Source organism: Microbulbifer salipaludis (genome assembly GCF_017303155.1).
Taxonomy (GTDB): domain Bacteria; phylum Pseudomonadota; class Gammaproteobacteria; order Pseudomonadales; family Cellvibrionaceae; genus Microbulbifer; species Microbulbifer salipaludis.
This window is the reverse complement of the sequence record NZ_JAEKJR010000001.1, coordinates 445,511-464,893: the sequence shown is the minus strand read 5'-3', so window position 1 is coordinate 464,893 and position 19,383 is coordinate 445,511. Positions and strand designations below refer to the sequence as shown.

At 59.3% G+C, this 19,383-nt stretch carries 16 protein-coding genes; 2 read left to right on the top strand and 14 right to left on the bottom strand.

Features of this window, described 5'->3' with window-relative positions; translation table 11 throughout:
• Positions 1-262: 262 nt before the first annotated feature.
• The 6 genes from JF535_RS01885 to JF535_RS01860 form a co-directional block, all read right to left on the bottom strand.
• Positions 263-796, bottom strand: a complete 534-nt coding sequence (locus JF535_RS01885; protein WP_340674102.1) for a lipocalin family protein — start codon at positions 794-796, stop codon at positions 263-265.
• A 20-nt stretch (positions 797-816) separates the two neighbouring features.
• Positions 817-1,056, bottom strand: a complete 240-nt coding sequence (locus JF535_RS01880) for a VF530 family protein (RefSeq protein WP_206998382.1) — start codon at positions 1,054-1,056, stop codon at positions 817-819.
• A 109-nt stretch (positions 1,057-1,165) separates the two neighbouring features.
• A complete protein-coding gene (locus JF535_RS01875) occupies positions 1,166-1,282 on the bottom strand; it encodes a DUF2474 family protein (RefSeq protein WP_206998380.1) in 117 nt (38 codons plus the stop codon).
• Positions 1,282-2,286 carry a cytochrome d ubiquinol oxidase subunit II gene (gene cydB, locus JF535_RS01870; protein ID WP_206998378.1) on the bottom strand — a complete coding sequence of 335 codons (1,005 nt, stop codon included), beginning with the start codon at positions 2,284-2,286 and terminating at the stop codon, positions 1,282-1,284. The genes JF535_RS01875 and cydB overlap by 1 nt, the downstream gene beginning before the upstream one ends.
• Entirely contained in the window at positions 2,273-3,703 is a 1,431-nt protein-coding gene (locus JF535_RS01865) for a cytochrome ubiquinol oxidase subunit I (RefSeq protein ID WP_206998376.1), read from the bottom strand. The genes cydB and JF535_RS01865 overlap by 14 nt, the downstream gene beginning before the upstream one ends.
• 169 nt (positions 3,704-3,872) lie before the next feature.
• Positions 3,873-4,424, bottom strand: a complete 552-nt coding sequence (locus JF535_RS01860) for a cysteine hydrolase family protein (RefSeq protein ID WP_206998374.1) — start codon at positions 4,422-4,424, stop codon at positions 3,873-3,875.
• Between the two features lie 107 nt (positions 4,425-4,531).
• On the opposite strand from JF535_RS01860, the gene JF535_RS01855 reads away from it, so the two are divergent.
• On the top strand, positions 4,532-5,218 hold the full coding sequence (locus JF535_RS01855; RefSeq protein ID WP_206998372.1) for a hypothetical protein: 687 nt from the start codon (positions 4,532-4,534) through the stop codon (positions 5,216-5,218).
• Between the two features lie 73 nt (positions 5,219-5,291).
• Here JF535_RS01855 and glmS read toward each other — a convergent pair whose 3' ends face one another.
• From glmS to JF535_RS01820, 7 genes are all read right to left on the bottom strand, one after another.
• Positions 5,292-7,121, bottom strand: coding sequence for a glutamine--fructose-6-phosphate transaminase (isomerizing) (glmS, locus tag JF535_RS01850; protein WP_206998370.1), 1,830 nt, complete (start codon positions 7,119-7,121; stop codon positions 5,292-5,294).
• Positions 7,122-7,328: 207 nt separating this feature from the next.
• Positions 7,329-8,090: a DeoR/GlpR family DNA-binding transcription regulator gene (locus JF535_RS01845; protein WP_206998368.1), complete on the bottom strand. Its 762-nt coding sequence runs from the start codon at positions 8,088-8,090 to the stop codon at positions 7,329-7,331.
• A 66-nt stretch (positions 8,091-8,156) separates the two neighbouring features.
• Positions 8,157-9,371 (bottom strand): dihydrolipoamide acetyltransferase family protein, encoded by a 1,215-nt coding sequence (locus tag JF535_RS01840; RefSeq protein WP_206998366.1) that lies wholly within the window; start codon positions 9,369-9,371, stop codon positions 8,157-8,159.
• On the bottom strand, positions 9,368-10,375 hold the full coding sequence (locus JF535_RS01835; protein ID WP_206998364.1) for an alpha-ketoacid dehydrogenase subunit beta: 1,008 nt from the start codon (positions 10,373-10,375) through the stop codon (positions 9,368-9,370). Before JF535_RS01835 ends, JF535_RS01840 begins: the two co-directional genes overlap by 4 nt.
• On the bottom strand, positions 10,376-11,482 hold the full coding sequence (pdhA, locus tag JF535_RS01830) for a pyruvate dehydrogenase (acetyl-transferring) E1 component subunit alpha (RefSeq protein WP_206998362.1): 1,107 nt from the start codon (positions 11,480-11,482) through the stop codon (positions 10,376-10,378). It abuts the gene before it with no gap.
• Positions 11,483-11,899: 417 nt separating this feature from the next.
• Positions 11,900-13,261 carry a bifunctional UDP-N-acetylglucosamine diphosphorylase/glucosamine-1-phosphate N-acetyltransferase GlmU gene (gene glmU / locus JF535_RS01825; RefSeq protein WP_206998360.1) on the bottom strand — a complete coding sequence of 454 codons (1,362 nt, stop codon included), beginning with the start codon at positions 13,259-13,261 and terminating at the stop codon, positions 11,900-11,902.
• Positions 13,262-13,364: 103 nt separating this feature from the next.
• Entirely contained in the window at positions 13,365-14,162 is a 798-nt protein-coding gene (locus JF535_RS01820) for a formate/nitrite transporter family protein (RefSeq protein ID WP_206998358.1), read from the bottom strand.
• 270 nt (positions 14,163-14,432) lie between these two features.
• On the opposite strand from JF535_RS01820, the gene JF535_RS01815 reads away from it, so the two are divergent.
• On the top strand, positions 14,433-17,759 hold the full coding sequence (locus tag JF535_RS01815; protein ID WP_206998356.1) for an amidohydrolase family protein: 3,327 nt from the start codon (positions 14,433-14,435) through the stop codon (positions 17,757-17,759).
• Between the two features lie 142 nt (positions 17,760-17,901).
• On the opposite strand, the gene JF535_RS01810 is transcribed toward JF535_RS01815, so the two are convergent.
• The gene (locus JF535_RS01810) at positions 17,902-19,368 is read right to left on the bottom strand and encodes a tetratricopeptide repeat protein (protein WP_206998353.1); all 1,467 of its coding nucleotides are present in this window, start codon (positions 19,366-19,368) and stop codon (positions 17,902-17,904) included.
• Positions 19,369-19,383 lie beyond the last annotated feature (15 nt).

Genomic DNA, 19,383 nt, shown 5'->3' with positions numbered 1-19,383 from the left:
AAGGCGGTGAAATTCTTAACCATTTTGATCGGCGAACTTTTCGTGAATGGGACTTTAACGAACTTGGCAGGAGTTAAAAACCGCTAATTCAATATACTATTGGTACTGTCGTATCACTTTTACGGAATTGCGGGGGCTTAAAAAATAGTTCCAGAGTCAATTAACATTATTTTGTTAAACAACTCGGAAAATTTTTTCTGAGATTTGCTATCCGGGAACGCTGAATCAGGTTCACGCTTGGAATTACCTGAGTTTTCGGCGCTTATCGGGTTTGACTCTGATCCACAAAAATCAGCGCACCGGTGTCGAACCCAAGCGCCGCGGCCCGGGACACAAAGCGCTGTTTGACGCCGTCCGGCACCGTGGGTGTGCGCGAGAGTAACCAAAGATAGGAGCGGTCGGGGCCGGAGATCATGGAATAGCGGTAATCGTCGTCCAGCTCGAAAATGATGTAGGAGCCATAGAAGGGCCCAAAGAAGGAGACCTTGAGGTGGCCCACGTTTGGCGCGCCGACGAGGTAGGCTTTACCCTCGGCGTCTTGCCAGGCGCCCTTTTGCTCGTTATAGCCTCGGTTCACAACCCGAACCCCACCGTCGTCACGCAGACTGTATTCTGCAGTGACCCGGCTCAGCCCGCGCTCGAAGGAGTGGTCCAGGCGCGCGATTTCGTACCAGCGGCCGAGGTAACGCTGCAACTCGAAGTCATCGATGGGCTCCACGCCCTCTGGGATACCGGTGCAGGCCGTAAGCAGAACGAGGCCACACAGCAGCAGGAGTCTCTGGATTCGATTACGCACGGCGGCCACCTTTAGCAATTTCACGTCTTCCACGGGTTGCTGCGATGGAAGGTCGCAACGTACAGCGCCTCGACCCTGTCCCGCGCCCAAGGAGTTTTACGCAGAAATTTCAGGCTGGATTTCACCGAGGGGTCATTGATAAAGCAATTGACCGGCACCCGTTCGGCGAGCCCGTCCCAGCCATAGTGCTGCTGCAGCTCCACTACGATGGTTTCCAGCTTGATGCCGTGCAGGGGATTGTTGGGTTGCTCTTGGTGCATTGAGATGTATCCAGACCGTAAATCGACTTTCGACCCGCTCACCATACTGGATTTTATCTGGCCAAACCGCAGTTTGTTTTGCCGCCACCGGCAGTATCGAGAGGAATTTTCACCCCGCCAGCCACCACTTCAACAGCAGTGATACGCAACCGAGCGCCGCCACGCTCACCATCCAGATGGCTACCATCCACGCGAGCCGCTTCCAGGCTGTTGCCGCTGACTTCATCAGTGATACCCCTCGGTGCCCACCTTGCCGCGAAATACCCAGTAGGCCCAACCGGTATAACCGAGGATAACCGGGATAATAAACACCGCGCCCACCAGCAGAAACAGCTGGCTGTCCCGCGGCGCGGCCGCTTCCCAGAGCGTGATCGACGGTGGAATCATGTTGGGGTAGATGCTGATGCAGAGTCCGATAAATCCGAGCAAAAACAACGCCAACGCCATTAAAAATGGCAACAGTTCACGGCCTTTCCTCAGGCTCCAGAACAGAACAGCGGTGCAAACGGCTACCATCAGCGGCACCTGAGCGGTCCATAAGACCTGGGGCATGGTAAACCAGCGCCGCCAGTATTCATTGTTGAGGAATGGGGTGGCTGCACTCACTGCCAGCAATGCAAGCACCGTGGCGATAGCCAGCCAGTAGGCCAGGCGATGAGCGTGGCGCTGGCAGCCGCCCTCGGTTTTGCGGATCAGCCAAGTGGCCCCCAACAGTGCGTAGCCAATCACCACCGCCATCCCCGTGAGCACGCTGAACGGGCTGAGCCAGTCGAGCCAGCCACCGGCGTAAGCGTTGTTCTCCACCTTGATGCCCTGCAGTATCGCGCCGATGGTAATCCCCTGGGCCAGCGCCGCCACGGTGGACCCTACGTTGATTACCAGGTCCCACAGTGGCTGGTGCGCCGGATCCCGCCAGCGGAATTCAAATGCGGCACCGCGAAAGACCAGCCCCAGCAGCATCGCGATCATCAGTGGGTAGGTGGCCGGCAGTATTATGGAGTAGGCGAGAGGGAATACCGCCAAAAGGCCGCCCCCGCCCATCACCAGCCAGGTTTCATTGCCATCCCAGAAGGGCGCGATAGAGTTGATGGCCTGATCGCGCTCTATGCCCGGTTCAAGTACCGGCGACAGGATACCCACACCCAGGTCAAACCCATCCAGCACCACATAGGCAAAAATCGCAAAGCAGATGAGTCCGGCCCAGATCAGCGGCAGATCAAGACTTTCCATGGGAGCCTCCCTCCGTATTCGGCGCTGCCTCCAGGCTCGACGCGGGGGTGATGCCCGCGGCAAAAATAGGCACATTGGGCGGTTCCGTCTCGCCCGGATGCGGGGGATTCGCCATCATGCGCAGCAGGTAATAGATACCCATGCCAAAGATTGCGGAATACACCACGATAAATGCAATCAGTGAGGCCGCCACCGCGGGCGCATCCAGTGGCGACGCGGATTCTACGGTTCTCAGCAAGCCATATACGGTGTAGGGCTGGCGACCCACTTCCGTGGTGATCCAGCCGGCGATTACCGCCACAAAACCGGCCGGCCCCATCAGTACTGCGGCGCGGTGCAGCCCCCGCGATTCATACAACCGCTTTCTGCGTCGCGCCAGCAGGCTCCACAACCCCAGCCCGAGCATCGCGAAACCGATCGCAACCATAATGCGGAAAGACCAGAACACCACCGCCACCGGTGGCCACTCCTCTCGTGGAAAGTCTTTCAGGCCCGGCAGCGGCGCATTCGGGTCGTGCTTCAGTACCAGGGAACCCAGCTTGGGAATGGCGACTTTATAGTGCACCTTTGCCGCCTCTTCGTCCGGAATACCGAACAGAATGAGCGGTGCTCCCTCTGGGCTGGGGTCAAAATCCCCCTCCATCGCGAGCACCTTCACCGGCTGATGCTCCAGGGTATTCAAGCCATGCAAATCGCCGACAAAAATCTGGATAGGGGTTACCAGCACCGCCATCCACATGGCCATAGAGAACATCTTGCGCGCCCCAAGATTGCTGCGGTCCTTCAACAGGTGCCAGGCGCCGACACCACCCACCGCAAACGCGGTGGTGAGATAGGCCGCAGTCACCGTGTGTACCAGGCGATAGGGGAAGCTCGGGTTGAAAATCACATCCCACCAGGAGCCGGCAACCACAAACTGCCCCTGATCATTCATTTCAAACCCGGTGGGGGTCTGCATCCACGAGTTCACCGACAGGATCCAGAAGGCGGAAACAAAGGTACCCAGCGCCACCATACAGGTGGCAAAAAAGTGCAGGCGCTTGCCCACCTTGTTGATGCCAAACAGCATCACCCCGAGGAAGCCCGCCTCCAGAAAGAATGCCGTGATCACCTCATAGCCCATTAGCGGCCCGATCACCGGGCCCGCCTTGTGGGAGAACTCCGACCAGTTGGTGCCAAACTGGTACGACAGCACGATTCCCGACACGACCCCCATGCCAAATCCCACGGCAAAAATCTTCAGCCAGTAGCGATACAGGTTGGCATAGACGCCACGCCCGGTTTTCAGCCACAGTCCCTCAAGCACCATCAGGTAACTCGCCAGCCCAATGGAAAACGCGGGAAAGATAAAGTGGAAGGAGACGGTGAATGCAAACTGCACCCGTGCCAGAAACACGGCGTCTAGATGCTCAAACAAGGCGGTTCCCTCAGACAAATGTGTAGATCTGGTCTACTCAAAAGTAGTCGTTGGTTGCCGTCTGTCCAGATATAAGGCGGCGAGGGCCCACGCATAAATCATCTTGCGTGATTCGGTCAGAAAGCATAGCGGGCAGAAATCCCTGTTTTACCCGGGAAAGCTCTACGATTTACCGGTGCAATTCTTCCGCAGAGCAGACGCGGCAGTACTCGGTATCCAGGTTACTCAGGAAAATCCAATGCACATCCTCCGCAGGTACATGCTTGCCATCCAGACGCTTTAGCGGAAACGCCGCCGTGGCATCTTCCGGCACAAACACCCGGTATCCCAACCCTGCCGCAACACGAACCGTTGCGTCGATCGAATTGTTGGTAAGCACGCCACAGATAACCAGATCCTGGATATCGCACTCCTTGAGCCACTCGTCCAGATTGGTACCTATAAACGCGCAGTTTTCCGACTTGGTAAATACCGGCTCTCCCTCCCTTGGGATCACTTCCGGTTTGAACGCGAAGTAGGGCGAGTGGGGGTAGTAGGGAGAATCTGGAAATTTTGAGGCATGACAAATATGGGCAATGGGAAGCCCGATTTTCCGCCAGCGCTTCAACAGTAATGCGATGGTTTTTTCTGCATTGGGATTGTTGCGGTCACCGGTGTCGAAGTGATCAATCGCGAGTTGCACGTCGATAACGAGCAGGGCGGGGTTATGGCTTTGGAACAAAGGTTCTTCCTATACCTGGATTAAGTCATCATCAGGCAGTTACATTTTATTTATCGGAATGGAAGTCTTATCATCCAGCAAATTATCAATAATAAGAAGATGCAACCATGAAGATATATATCGCCATTATCTGCTGCTTGACCTTGGCTTCCTGCGCAAGCGTGAGACCCAAAAATGCGACGGATTATGAGAGCCAGCTCGGGTATCCCGACGAAACCCGTAATTTCGTCATAATCAACAAGAAAGTCTTTGATGAACCCATGCTGGGCGTCATGCTCGAGTACACCAACAAGCAATATACACGCGACAATATCGATCTCTACGTCTACCCCATCGCCAACTACTCCTGGAGCGATACGGAAGAAACCCTGAGTGGAGAAATGGAGCGTGTTTTAGCGGAGGTGGATCAGGCGATTGAGTACGGCTATTACCAGGGCCGGGGCGAGGAAACCATCGAACCATTCCAGTTTTCTGTGGATGGCGATAACTACTCTGGTCTCAAAGCTTCGTTCGAGTTGACCGACAAGAACGATGTCACGCACTTCTCCAATGCCTATGTCTTTCTTGAAAAAGACAAGTACCTGAAGTTCCGCACCAGTTTCAACAGCATTGATACCGTTCCCTGGAATGGTGATGATGCCGTCAAAGAGCTGCTTCCCACCCTGGAGGTCCCGGGAGAATCGCAATATATGGCGGATTTGCGTGCCGCACACAAACAGCGGGTTACGCAGAATTTAATGAATCTGATACTGCAAGCTGCGCAGCAAAAGTCAGCAGAAGGCGAGGCTGAATAGCAACCCGCCAGCCCGCCACCTGATGGCGGGCGTTCACGCGTTAGTTTGCTAAACCACACCCCAAGCCAGGGCTTTACTCGACCGTAACCGATTTCGCCAGATTTCGTGGCTGGTCCACATCGGTGCCTTTAAGCAACGCCACGTGGTAGCTCAGCAACTGCAGCGGTACCGTGTACAGAATCGGCTGCAGACTCTCCGGTGCATCCGGCACTTCAACCACCGTTAAGCCGGACTCGCTCTTGAATCCCGCTTCCGGGCTGGCGAACACGAAAAGTTCGCCGCCGCGCGCGCGCACCTCCTGCAGGTTCGACTTCAGCTTTTCCAGCAATTCATCGTTCGGTGCAACGACGATCACCGGCATATCCGCGTCTACCAGTGCCAATGGGCCGTGTTTGAGTTCACCGGCGGGATAGGCTTCGGCGTGGATGTAGGAAATTTCTTTCAGCTTCAGCGCACCTTCCAGTGCAATCGGGTATTCAACACCGCGGCCCAAAAACAGCGCGTGATGTTTTTCGGCGAAGGCCTCACTGGTGGTTTTTACCAGGGTGTCGAGGCCGGTGAATTTTTCCATCAGTGTGGGCAGCTGGTGCAGGGCGGTGATGAGCTCCGCCTCGCGCTCGCCGCTCATGCCGTTGGCCTTGGCCAGGGCGATGGAGAAGATCTGCAGGGCGACCAGCTGGGTGGTGAAGGCTTTGGTGGAGGCAACGCCGATTTCCGGGCCGGCTTCGGTCATCAGGTGCAGTTCGGATTCGCGCACCAGGGAGCTGTTGGGAACGTTGCAGATGGTCATGGAGGCCAGGTAACCGAGTTCCTTGGCCTGACGCAGTGCGGCGAGGGTGTCGGCGGTTTCACCGGACTGGGAGATGGTGACAAATAAAGTGCCCGGACGCACGGCGGTTTTGCGGTAGCGAATTTCGCTGGCGACTTCGACGGAGCAGGGGACACCGGCCCAGTCTTCAATCCAGTAGCGCGCGACCAGGCCGGCGTGATAGCTGGTACCGCAGGCGACGATCTGCACCTGTTTTACCTTCGGCAGGATTTCGTTGGCAGCGGTACCCAGTGCCTGGGAAAGTACCGAGTGTTCTCCGATGCGGCCGGCCATGGTGGCTTCGACCACTTTGGGTTGCTCAAAAATTTCCTTCTGCATGTAGTGGCGGTAGCGGCCTTTGTCGGCGGCGTCGTGGCCGCCCTGCAGTTTGTGTACGGGCCGGCTCACTTCTTCGCCGGTTTTATCCCATACAGCAATACTGTCGCGGGTGACTTCGGCGAGGTCGCCTTCCTCGAGGAAGATAAAGCGGTCGGTAACCTGTTGCAGGGCCATGGGGTCTGAGGCGATGAAGTTTTCTTCGATGCCGACGCCGATCACCAGCGGGCTGCCAAGGCGGGCGCACACCAGGCGCTCGGGTTCGGTGGAGCAGACGACGCCGAGGGCGTAGGCACCGTGGAGTTTTTTGGTGGCGGCGGAGACGGCCTGTAGCAGGTCACGGTTGTCTTTGGCGAGGTCGTGGATCAGGTGGACGACGACTTCGGTGTCGGTTTCGGACTGAAATTCGTAGCCCTTGGCGATCAGCTCGTCGCGCAGTTCCTGGTAGTTTTCGATGATGCCGTTGTGTACCAGGGCGAAGTTGCCGGAGGCGTGCGGGTGGGAGTTTTTGTCCGAGGGTACGCCATGGGTGGCCCAGCGGGTATGGGCGATGCCCAGTTGCCCGGCGGTGGGGCTGTCGTCGAGAACAGATTCCAGATCGGCGACTTTGCCCTGGGTTTTGCGCAGTTGCAGCTTGCCATCGCCATTGACGAGACACACACCGGCGGAGTCATAGCCGCGGTATTCCAGTCGGCGCAGGCCTTCCAGCAGGATTTCAGTGACATTGCGTTGTGCCAGGGCGCCTACGATTCCACACATTTTCTTTAACCTCGTTCGTTAGTGCCTCCGGATCTTTTTGTCCGATGGCGGTGACGCTACCGGATAAACCTTTGTGAGACACGCCGTAAACCCATCCATGGGGGCTCGGCTGCGGCCGTCCTGGCCGCAGACGGTCTCACAAAGGTTTACCCGGTATCGCCACCTTCTCGTCAAATTTCAGAGTGTTTGTTGCACTCCGTTTTAGCTTTAATTCACTTCTGCGCAGATGACGCGAAGCCCACGGCTTTCCAGTTGCGCGCAAACCTTGTCGTCGATACCGCTATCGGTCACCAGCGTGCCGAACATGTCCCAGCTCAGTTCCAGGTTGGGGATTCGTCGGCCCACCTTGCTGGACTCCGCCATCACCACCACTTCGCGGGCCACGTCGGCCATCACGCGGGACAGGCCGATCTGTTCATTGAAGGTGCAGGTGCCGCGCTCGAGGTCGATGCCGTCGGCGCCGATAAACGCCTGGTCGAAGTCGTAGCCGCGCAGAACCTGTTCGGCAACCTGGCCCTGGAAGGCTTCGAAATGGGGGTCCCAGGTACCGCCGGTCATGAGCAGGGTGGGTTCGTTTTCCAGTTCCCGCAGCTGATTGGCGACGTGCAGGGAGTTGGTCATAACCACGAGGCCGCGCTTGCGGTTGAGCTCGGGGATGAGGCCGGTGGTGGTGCGGCCGTAGTCGATGACGATGCGGTTGTGGTCGCGGATGAGTTCGGCGGCGGCGCGGCCGATGGCACGCTTGGTCTGGGACAGGGGGTCTTCAGCGACCAGTTCCCGGGGCAGGGGAATGGCGCCACCGTGACGGCGCAGCAGCAGGCCGTTGTTTTCCATCGCCGCCAGATCCTTTCGGATCGTAACCTCGGAGGTTTCGAACTGGCGCGCCAGTTCTTCGACGCTGGCCTCACCCGCTTCGTTGATCTGGCTGAGTATCTGGTGACGGCGCTGCTGGGTGTTACGTTTGGACATAGCGGATTAAGTTTCGATTCGAAAGTTAAGCATAGCAAACCGAAACGTAAGATCACACCCCTGAAGTCAGGCGAGGTCCTCTTTAAGGGCTTTGAGAAATCGGGCCAGTTCGCCACCAGTGACGGCGCGGTGGTCGGCGGTGATGGAGAGGGGGAGCAGTTTGCGCACCCGGGCCTTGCCCTTGTGCGGCAATACGGCCTTGTGGGCCCGGCCGGCGCCGACGATGCACACCAGTGGCGGGACCACTACCGGGGTGGCGAAGCGGCCGGCGAGGCTGCCGAAGTTGGACAGGTGAATGGTGGCGCCCTGGAGATCTTTCTGGGGGATGGCACCTTCGCTGGCCTGCTGTTTGAAGCGGGTGATGCTATCCAGCAGCGCGGTTTCGGTCTGGGCACCCACGTCGCGCAGTACCGGCACAAACAGGCCCTTGGCGGCGTCTACCGCCAAACCCACGTTCACCGGGGATTTCGGTTCCAGCACTTCGTTGTCGAAATGGGCGTTGAGGTTTGGTTCCTCAATGGCGGCGCGGGCAATGGCTCGCAACAGACGCAGGGTAGCGCTGGTGCCTTTGGGCCAGCCCGAAATATCCACCTCGTCGCACAGGGTCATGGGGCAGACCTGGTCGCGGGCCCGGTTCATGGCAATGGTCATGGCCCGGCGGGCGGGGGGCATATCGCTTGATTCCGGGCCAGTTATCGGCGATTTGTGTGTTTTTTCTTGATTTTCGTCGCTTATTTTCGGTTTTTCGCTCCATCTCGGCAGGGTCTCGCCGCGGGCGGCGGCGCGGACTTCGGCTTCGCTGAAGCGGGCACCGGACGGGTGCAGGCTGTCGAGGTCGACACCGAGACGGCGGGCGAGTGCGCGGACGGCAGGGGTCGCGGAGCGGGGGCGATTGGCGAGGGGCCGCTGCTCGACGGCGAGGGCCTCACTGCCCTGCTCGATCTTGCCGACGACGGTGCCGCTGTCGCCGGCGGCTTTGGTGGAGCGCGCCTGGTGTGCGGGCTTCGTCACCTGATCCACTGCTTTATCGGCCTCTTCACCCGCCTGTGCGCCCTTGAATCCGATCAGCGGCTGCCCGGTTTCCAGGGTCTCACCCTCGGCGGCGAACAGGGTTTGCACGGTGCCGGCAAACGGCGCGGGCACTTCCACCAGTGCCTTGGCGGTTTCCACGGTGACCAGGGTCTGGTCAGCTTGGACGCTGTCACCCTCCCGCACATGCCACTGGCGGATCACCGCGTCCGGCAAACCCTCACCCAGGTCTGGCAGCTTGAAGGTTTTCATTCGCCGCTGTCCCGCACATATTCCAGCGCAGCGCGCGCGCCGGCGAGGATTCTCTCAACCCCGGGTAGGTAGGCATTTTCCAGCTGGTAGTAAGGCATCACCGCGTCGTAGCCGGTGACCCGCTGCACCGGCGCATCCAACAGATCAAACGCGTATTCCTGGATCTGTGCGGCGATCTCCGCGCCGAGGCCGCCAAAGCGTGCGGCTTCGTGCACGATCACGCAGCGGCGGGTTTTCTCCAGCGAGTCGATGATGGTGTGGATATCCAGTGGCTTGAGGGTAGCGGGGTCGATGACGTCGGCCTCAATACCTTCACGGGACAGTTGCTCGGCGGCGGCGAGGGTTTCCTTGATGCTGGCCCCCCAGGCAACCAGGGTCAGGTCGGCGCCTTCGCGCAACACAAAAGCACGGTCCAGCGGCAGGGCCTCACCATCATCCGGCACCGGTTGTTTGGCGGCGCGGTAGATGCGCTTGGGCTCCAGAAACAGTACCGGATCCGGGTCGCGGATCGCCGCCAGCAACAGGCCGTAGGCGCGGGCCGGGGACGAGGGCACTACTACCCGCAGGCCGGGGATATGCGTGAACATCGCCTCGGTGCTCTCGCTGTGGTGTTCCGGCGCATGGATACCACCGCCGTACGGCGCGCGGTAGACAATGGGGCAACTGAGGCGGCCGCGGGTGCGGTTGCGCATGCGCGCGGCGTGACTGAGGATATGGTCGAGGCCCGGGTAAATGAAGCCCATAAACTGGAACTCCGCGATTGGACGGAGGCCCTGGGTGGCCATGCCCACGGCAATACCGGCGATCATGGTTTCCGCCAGCGGTGTATCCAGTACCCGGTCGGCACCGTAGGTTTTCTGCAAACCGTCGGTTGCCCGGAATACGCCGCCGTTGGCACCAATATCCTGACCGAACACCACCACTTGTGGATCGTTCTTCAGTTCAAACGCCAGTGCCTGGGTGACCGCTTCCACCAGTGTGATGCCGTTATCCTGCGCCGCCATCTACTCCGCCACTCCCTGTTGTTCGTCGCGTAGCTGGTCGTACTGTTCATAAAGCCCCTCCGGCAGCCGCGCATAGAGATGGTCGAACATCGCAGTGACCGGCTCTGGAGCGCGGGACTCCCAGTTGGTCAGCGCCACCTCCATCACCTGCGCCAGCTCCCGGTCCAGGTCCTGCTGCTTCGCGTCACTCCACAACCCCTGCGCGCGCAGATAGTTGTCCAGCCGCTTTACCGGCTCCCACTGCCAGGCCTGCTCCAGCTCGGATGCGCTGCGATAGCGACTCGCATCGTCGGCGGTGGTGTGGTCGCACAGGCGGTAGCTCATCGCCTCGACCAGCGCCGCGCCCTCGCCCCGCCGCGCCCGCTCCATCGCATCGCGCACCGCCCAGGCCACGGCCACCACATCGTTGCCATCCACCTGCAATGCAGGAATGCCCGCGGCGATCGCTTTCTGGGCGATGGTCTGAGTGGCAGTCTGGGCGTTTCTGGGTACGGAAATGGCCCATTGGTTGTTGTTCACCACAAACACCATCGGCAGTTTCCACACCCCGGCCAGGTTCATCGCTTCGTAGAAATCCCCCTTGGAAGTGGCCCCCTCACCGGAGCTGGCGACCGCCACCTGCAGGGGCTGATTGTTCTGCTGGTGGCGGTATTTCAATGCAAAGGCAACGCCGGCGGCGTGCAGCATCTGGGTGGCGATAGGCACGCAGATAGGCAGATCTTTCGGCGCGTGCTGAAAGTTCTGCCCGCGCTCGTCGCCGCCCCAGATGGCGAGGATTTCTTCAATCTCGACACCGCGCTCCAGCAGGGCGCCGGTTTCGCGGTAGTAGGGGCAGTAGACGTCTTCGGCCATCAGGGCATTGGCGGTGGCGACGCCGATGGCTTCCTGGCCGAGGGTGGAGGGGTAGGTGCCGAGGCGGCCGGTGCGCTGCAATTTGACCGCGCGATCGTCCACCAGCCGGGCCAGTTGCATCTGACGATGGCAGTGGCTGAGCCAGTCTGGCGTGGCGAAGTCGGGCAGGGGCTGGGTGGCCTGACCCTGTTTGTCCAGATACTGGAGGTAGGCGATATCGAAGGAAGCCTGAAGCTGCAGGCGGGGTTTGTGCATCGGCTGGGTTCCTTGGATTCCGATGCTTTTAGTGTAGTTGGGGGTTCTTTTGCTGGCGGGAGGTTATGGGGTTCGTTTTATTCTCTTTCTGTGGCGGTGGACTGCAGGGGTGGGGGTTTCAGGACCGCTGTGAACCCATCCCTGGGCGCTGCGGCGCAAACATCCTGTTTGCGACGCTCCTGAAACCCCCACCCCTGCATTCCACCTTCGCATCAAATCAATCACTTCGATCAAGCACAGCTAACGAAGTAAATCGACTAAATGCGAAAGCAAAGTGCCGGGTGTTAGTTTTCGAAAGCGTCGGCGACAGGACGTCGCCGCCGCAGCGCCCAGGGATGGGTTCACAGCGGTTTCGAAAACTAACGCCCGGTAGTTTGCCGCCACCGTTATTTATTCAGAGCACCCGAACCACGGAGCTCAAGATTTTTTGGTGGGCCGTTGCCACCCGGAAATGTTGCGCTGCTTACCACGCGCCACCGCCAGTTCGTCAGCACTCACTTCGCGAGTAATGGTGGATCCCGCGCCAATGGTTGCGCCGGCGCCAATTTCTACCGGAGCCACCAGCGCGGAGTTGGAACCGATAAAGGCGCCATCGCCGATCACGGTTTTGGATTTGTTCACGCCATCGTAATTGCAGGTGATGGTGCCGGCACCGATATTGACGCCCTCACCTACCTCGGCATCGCCGATATAGGACAGGTGGTTCACCTTGCTGCCGAGGCCGATTTTGGCCTTTTTGGTTTCGACGAAGTTGCCCACCTTGGCGCCATTGGCCAGTTCGGTGCCCGGACGCAGGCGCGCAAAAGGACCGATGGCACAGGCTTCGCCCACCACAGCGTCTTCGATAATCGAGTTGGCTTCCACCACCGTGCCTGCAGCCAGCTGACAGTTTTTCAGCAGGCAGTTGGGGCCGATTTTCACGTTATCGCCGAGGGTGACATCACCCTCGAAGATACAGTTGATATCGATGGATACGTCGGAGCCACAGTTGATGGAACCGCGCACGTCGATACGCGCCGGGTCCATCAAGGTCACACCAGCGGTCATCAGCGCATTGGCGTTGTCCGCCTGCAGCGCCCGCTCCAATTCCGCCTGTTGCGCGCGACTGTTTACCCCAGCCACTTCGTTGGGATCGTCGGCGATCACGCCGGTAACGGCGATGTTTTCACGCACTGAACGCGCGATCACGTCGGTCAGGTAGTACTCACCCTGGGCGTTGTCGCTGGAGAGCTCCGGCAGCCACTGGGCCAGCAAGTTAGCGGGCGCGGCGAGAATGCCGGTGTTGATTTCGGTGATTTTGAGGGTCTCGGCATCGGCGTCTTTCTGCTCGACAATAGCCTGCACCTGCCCGGCACCATCGCGCACGATGCGCCCGTAACCCGCGGGATCCTCCATCACCACCGACAGCAGGGCCGGGCCGGTTTCGGATGCGCTCAGCAGGTTCTGCAGGGTGGCGGTTTTCACCAGCGGCACATCGCCGTAAAGCACCAGCACCGTGGCGCCTTCGCGAAAATTCGGAATCGCCTGCGCCACCGCGTGACCAGTGCCCAGCTGTTCGGTCTGCTCCACAAACTGCACGCCGCTATCGGCAAAGCGCTCGCGCACCAGCTCCGCGCCGTGGCCGATGACCACGGTGATGCCCACATCGCCAAGCCCTTTCGCCGCCTCAATCACCCGCCCCAGCATGGGTACACCACCGATAGGGTGCAGGACTTTGGGCAGGTCGGAGCGCATGCGGGTGCCTTTGCCGGCGGCGAGGATAACGACATCGATGGTCATGGGAATACCTGGTGAGGTGACAGTTCTTTTGATCGGGGGCGGATTGTCCCGAGTTGCACCGCTTATCGCAACCCGTAAGGAATCTGGCCTGTCGCCTGTCGGCTCAATGGCTATGCCGGATGGAGCTGTATTTTACCCGCCCGACGAATATCGAGCCGCCGATGATGTTGCCCGTGGTGGCAATGGCGAGGAACTGGAGTACATCCAATAGCCCGACGGTGGTGTTTTTGGCAAACCAGGCGCAGAACATGCCCACGGCGCCGGCAATACAGTGCGGCAGGCCACCCAGGCCGATGACAAAGGTGATGATCGCGACCACGGTGATGCGGCTGATGGTTTCCGCAGAGGACGTCACCATCCACGCCAGCTGCCCCATCAGCCAGCCGGCGAAAATGGCACCCAGAAATTGTCCACCAATGCCGTCAGCGAGCATTTTCTCACCGTAGTAAGTAAACACTGACGCATCGAATCGGTCGGTCATATCCACAAACTGGACAAACAGGGCACTGAATACAATGGCCCCCAGCATGTTGCCCGAGTAAATCAGCCCCCACACCCGCAATAACTGCGGAAAGGATTTTCGACGATCCAGCACCGGCAGAATCGCCAGCGTGGTGTGCTCGGTAAACAGGTCCGAACGGCCGATGATCACCAGCATAAAGCCGACGGGATAGCTCAGTGCAGCCAGCAGGTACATCAGTTGATGAGAGATACTGGCATGGAAATGGCTGTAAAACGCCGCGATCAGGAACACGCTGAAGCCAATCTCCATGCCCGCCGCCATCGACGAGAGCAGCAGCGAACGGTTGTTGCGATTGTATTCCCGCAGGCTTTCGTCCATCTGCTCCGAAAGAATCTGGCGATCACTCTTGGGCCTGTCCTGATCCTTGTGGTGAGTCATTGCTGATCTGTCCTGGATGGGATGCGCCCCGCGGCACCCCTTACCCCAGTCTAGTCACGCTGTTTGGCCGAAGGGCGCAAGCTGGGGCACCTTTTCACAGGCAAAAATCCGGTCACCTCGGGATATCCCGAGTTTTCCCCCGTTCGGCGTAGATGCGTTGAGTTTTGCCGGGAATCCAGTAATTTGTCACGATAGTCATTTTTCAAATAGCGGTGCCTTACCGGGGCGGCCGCGACTTCCAAGACCACTCCAGTAACCCAGGAGCCCTGAATGATCCATTCCAAAGTCAGCAAGCTGGCACGCCTGATCGGCGGCGCCGGCCTAGCCCTGACCCTGCCGCTGGCCGCCGCCGCAGAAGCGGGCAAACAAGAGGCGGACAAGTGGGACGTGAACAAGCCGCCCTACGAGTTCAAGTCCATCCCGCTGGATACCCGCGAAACCACCTGGAGCAACCTGGATATCAGCCCAGACGGTAAAACCATCGTCTTCGATATGCTGGGTGACATCTATGAAATGCCGGTCAGCGGTGGTGAGGCCAAGGCCATCACCAACGAGATCGCGTGGAATATCCAGCCGCGCTTCAGCCCGGACGGCAAGTCCATCGTGTTTGTGAGCGACCGCGACGGCGCCGACAACATCTGGATCATGGATCGCAACGGCGACAACCTGCGCCAGCTGACCACCGAGCGTGAAAACCTGGTGCATGCCCCCAGCTTCAGCCCCGATGGCCAGTACCTGGTGGCGCGTAAGGGCTTTATGAGTGGCCGCAGTATTCCCGCCGGTGAGATCTGGATGTACCACCACGGGGGTGGCGAGGGCCGCCAGATCAAGGCGCGCCTGGGCGGCGATATCGCACAGAAGAACATCTCCGATGCAGTGTTCTCGCCGGATGGCCGCTACATCTATTACACCATCGACACCACCCCAGGCACCGTGTGGGAGTACAACAAGAACTCCACCCAGCAGATTTTCGCCATCAACCGCTACGACCTGAACGACGGCAAGGACGAGACCTTCGTCTCTGGCCCAGGCGGTTCCATTGCGCCCATGCCCTCACCGGACGGGAAGAAACTGGCGTTTGTTCGCCGCCAGGACTTCAATACGTCCCTGTTCGTCAAAGACCTGTCCACTGGTCTCGAAAAACCGATTTACTCCGAGCTGGAGCGCGACCTGCAGGAAACCTTTGGTTCCCACGGCAACTACGTGCACTACGACTGGATGCCCGACGGCAAATCCCTGATCGTGTGGAGCAAGGGTAAGTTCCTGCGCATCGCCGCCGATGGCAGCAGCATCGATAACGGCCCACGGGAAATCGTGGCGCACATCAAGACCGAGAAGAAAGTCGCCGACGCGGTGCGCTTCCCGGTGGATGTGGCACCGGAGCAGTTCGATGTGAAGATGATCCGCTGGGCACAGAAGTCCCCGGACGGCAAGCAGATCGCCTTCCAGGCGCTGGGTAAAATCTACGTTCAGGACGTGAAAAGTGGTGAACGCCGCCGATTGACCCGTCAGGATGAGCATTTCGAGTTCTATCCGAGCTGGTCCCGCGACGGCAAAAGCATCACTTACGTCACCTGGAACGACGAAAAACTCGGCCAGGTGCGCGTGGTTTCCGCCCGCAACGGCCGCGGCAAGAACATCACCAAGGAGCCCGGCCTGTACGTGGAGCCGAGCTTCTCCCCAGATGGCGAACTGGTGACCTTCCGTCGCTTTACCGGCGGTTACCTGTTGAGCCCGGAGTACTCTCTGGAGCCGGGTATTTACCTGGCAGATGCCGACGGTGACTGGCAGCGCCGTATTGCCAAGTCCGGTTACGAGCCGCACTTCGGTGCCGACAGCGACCGCATCTACTTCTCCGAGTTTGTCTACGGTAACGGCGGCAAGCGTGTGTTCAAGAGTGTGGACGCCAACGGCAAGGACGAGCGGGAGCATCTGCACGGTGCGGAAATCACTTCCTTCCGCCTGTCGCCCGATAGCCGCTGGGTCGCCTTTACCCAGGACTTCAAGGCATTTGCCGCCCCGTTCATGCACACTGGCAAATCCGAGTCCATTGGCCCCAAGGCGACCGCGGTCAAGGTGACCCAGGTCTCCAAGCGCGCCGGTGAAAACCTGCACTGGTCCGCCGACAGCGCAACCCTGGGTTGGGCCCACGGCCCCAAACTGTACGAGCGCGAACTCAAGGACGCGTTTGATTTTGTCGCCGGTGCCCCGGAGCAACTGCCGGAACCAGTGAGCGAGGGCATCGATCTCAGCTTCAAGCAGAAGTTCGCCAACTCCGACAAGCTGGTGGCGCTCACCGGCGGCACCGTGGTGACCATGCGCGATGCCGACCAGGCACAGGAAATCATCGAAAACGGCATCGTGCTGTTCCGCGGCAACCGTATCGTCGCGGTGGGCACCAGCAGTGAAGTGGAAATTCCCGTAGGCACACAGCGTATCGATGTCACCGGCAAAACGGTGCTGCCCGGTCTGATCGATGCCCACGCCCACGGCGCCCAGGGCCGCGAGGAGATCATCCCGCAGCAAAACTGGAACCTCTACTCCAGCCTGGCATTCGGTGTGACCACCATTCACGACCCGTCCAACGACAGCAGTGAGATCTTCTCTGCGTCAGAGATGCAGAAGGCGGGTGTGATCAACGGTCCGCGCATCTATTCCACCGGCACCATTCTTTACGGCGCCAAGGGCCCCGGCTACAAAGCCAAGATCAACAGCCTGGAAGATGCCGAGTTCCATGTGGGCCGCCTGAAGGAAATGGGCGCGATTTCCGTGAAGAGCTACAACCAGCCCCGCCGCGAACAGCGTCAGCAGGTGCTGGAAGCGGCGCGCAAGCACGGCATCATGGTGATGCCGGAAGGTGGCGGTAAGTACCAGCACAACATGAACATGATTGTGGACGGTCATACCGGCGTCGAGCACTCCCTGCCCATCGCCAACATCTACTCCGATGTGGAGCAACTGTGGGGCCAGACCCAGGTAGGTTACACGCCGACCTTCGTGGTCGCCTACGGCGGTCTTACCGGTGAGTACTACTGGTACGATCACACCGAGGTGTGGAAGAACGAGCGCCTGACCCGCTTTACTCCGGACTTTATCGTCAACCCGCGTTCCATTCGTCGCGAGCGTGCGCCGGATCACCACTACAACCACTTCAATGTGGCTGAGCATGCAAAAACCCTGCGTGACAAGGGTGTCACCGTGCACATCGGTGCCCACGGCCAGCGCGAAGGTCTCGGCGCACACTGGGAACTGTGGATGATGGGGCAAGGGGGCTTCACCCCGTGGGAAGCCTTCCGTGCCGGCACCATCGACGGTGCGCGCTATCTGGGAATGGATAAAGACCTGGGCAGCCTGGAGCCCGGCAAGCTGGCGGACATCATCGTGGTGGACGGCAACCCGCTGGAAAACCTGCGCCTGTCCGAGAACATCAAATACACCGTGATCAACGGCAAGGTATTTGATGCGGCCACCATGAACGAGGTGGACGGCGACGAGCGCCTGGCATTCTTCCATGAGCGCCTGCCGGTCAGCGCCATGCCGACACCGACGGCAGAAGCCATTCAGGAGAAGCAGGAGCGCCACCACTGGGTGCACTGATTTTCTGATTGCCAGGTAAAACAAAAAGCCCGCCATGAAAATTGGCGGGCTTTTTTATTTGGTGACGTAAGGTGGATAAGCGCAGCGCATCCTCCAATTGGCATTGGTATCGGTGGATGCGCTGCGCTTATCCGCCCTACGGTTATTTTCTTCCTTCGAGCAATGCTTCGGCACGCGCACGCAAATCTTGCGAATGGCTCCACGCCACCACCCGCTCCAGGTATTCCCGCGCCAAAGCGTGTTTACCCAAGTGGGCAAGGTAAAACCCCAGCGCGATATTCAGGTTCAGGTGGTTCGGTTCCTGCTGGTAGGCACTGAGCATAATCTGCAGGGCTTCTTCGCTTTTTCCCTTTAGTTGATAGGTGGTCCACAGCGTCCGGTATCCGGGCAGGTAGTCCGGCCCCATTTGCACGGCGATCTTGCCGTACTTCACGGCGGATTCATACAAATCGTCATCCCACTCGCGGGTCAGGGTCAGCGCCTGCAAACGCAATAAATAATATTGCGCGAGATTGGCGGCGGTGAGGTGGCTGATCTGGCCGTATTCACCAATTTCCTGCACCACTGTTTCGCCGAGTCTGTAGTTCTTGTTTTCTGCTTCAAGCACCGCCATGGCGGTACGATTTTCCTGCCAGCCTAGGCCCAGCGGTTCGCTCTGCTGCAAATACTGCATGGCCAGTGTTGATTTACCGAAGTCCACTGCGATGTTGGCGAGCAGGAATAACCGTGCGTTGTCGGTCAGTTCGCGGCGGGGAATGGAGTAGGTGTATTCAGGAATATCCAGTTTGTGGCGGTGAATAACGGCACCCATATAGGCGAGCATTTCTCGCTGCATTTCTGCGATGCTTTTGCCGAAATGCTCCCGGAAGACTTCGAGCGGGTTTTCACCGGCGGCCACGGCTTTCAGGTATTGCGCGGTCGCCGCGCGGTAGTCCGGGTGGCCGGCATGATAGCCTAGCTGCAGGTAGTGGGTGAGTAGCCAGGCACTGGCGTAGTAGTTGTTCCAGTAGCGGCTGTTGTCTTGGCCATTGTGCGAAACGAGCGGGGGCGGGGACAGCAGCTGCGCGATGCTGAGCGGTTCCTGTTCGGCCCAGGCACTCAGTCGCCACTCCGGCAGCCCACCTACGATAACGGTTTTGTTGTGCAGTTCCGCACTGGCCAGGAGCTCGGCGAAGCCCTCGGCGTACCAGCGCGGGTAGGTCATGCCGCTGCGCTCGCGCATCAGATGGTGCACGTATTCGTGGAAGATAAGCCCGGAGCCGGTAATACCGTGATCGCCGTCGCGGGAGAAAATGATGGGGCCCTGCCAGGTTTCCCGGTAGAGGCCGGCGATCTTGCGATCACCGGTAAACTGTTCAAACTCACGGGAATCGCGAAAGTGGAAGACCCGCAGGTGGCGATTTTCCGGGGTTTCTTGCTGACCGGTAAAGGAGAGGGCGGTGCGACGGAATCGTTCCAGGTCGCGCACCAGTGCGTTGACCCGGCGCTCCGGCACATCGGAATAAACGGTAAAGTTTTCCGAACGATATTCGTGCCACTCGGCCGCAGCAGCGCTGACGCTTGATAGTGCGCTTAGCCAGAAGGCGATGAGAAAGATAAGACTCCGCATAGTGCCTCCCGGCCA

Coding starts and splice junctions, on each gene's coding strand:
- JF535_RS01845 (WP_206998368.1), bottom strand. CDS start 8,090: ATGTCCAAACGTAACACCCAGCAGCGCCGTCACCAGATACTCAGCCAG.
- JF535_RS01820 (WP_206998358.1), bottom strand. CDS start 14,162: ATGACTCACCACAAGGATCAGGACAGGCCCAAGAGTGATCGCCAGATT.
- JF535_RS01815 (WP_206998356.1), top strand. CDS start 14,433: ATGATCCATTCCAAAGTCAGCAAGCTGGCACGCCTGATCGGCGGCGCC.
- JF535_RS01810 (WP_206998353.1), bottom strand. CDS start 19,368: ATGCGGAGTCTTATCTTTCTCATCGCCTTCTGGCTAAGCGCACTATCA.
- JF535_RS01880 (WP_206998382.1), bottom strand. CDS start 1,056: ATGCACCAAGAGCAACCCAACAATCCCCTGCACGGCATCAAGCTGGAA.
- glmS (WP_206998370.1), bottom strand. CDS start 7,121: ATGTGTGGAATCGTAGGCGCCCTGGCACAACGCAATGTCACTGAAATC.
- JF535_RS01855 (WP_206998372.1), top strand. CDS start 4,532: ATGAAGATATATATCGCCATTATCTGCTGCTTGACCTTGGCTTCCTGC.
- glmU (WP_206998360.1), bottom strand. CDS start 13,261: ATGACCATCGATGTCGTTATCCTCGCCGCCGGCAAAGGCACCCGCATG.
- JF535_RS01875 (WP_206998380.1), bottom strand. CDS start 1,282: ATGAAGTCAGCGGCAACAGCCTGGAAGCGGCTCGCGTGGATGGTAGCC.
- JF535_RS01840 (WP_206998366.1), bottom strand. CDS start 9,371: ATGAAAACCTTCAAGCTGCCAGACCTGGGTGAGGGTTTGCCGGACGCG.
- pdhA (WP_206998362.1), bottom strand. CDS start 11,482: ATGCACAAACCCCGCCTGCAGCTTCAGGCTTCCTTCGATATCGCCTAC.
- cydB (WP_206998378.1), bottom strand. CDS start 2,286: ATGGAAAGTCTTGATCTGCCGCTGATCTGGGCCGGACTCATCTGCTTT.
- JF535_RS01835 (WP_206998364.1), bottom strand. CDS start 10,375: ATGGCGGCGCAGGATAACGGCATCACACTGGTGGAAGCGGTCACCCAG.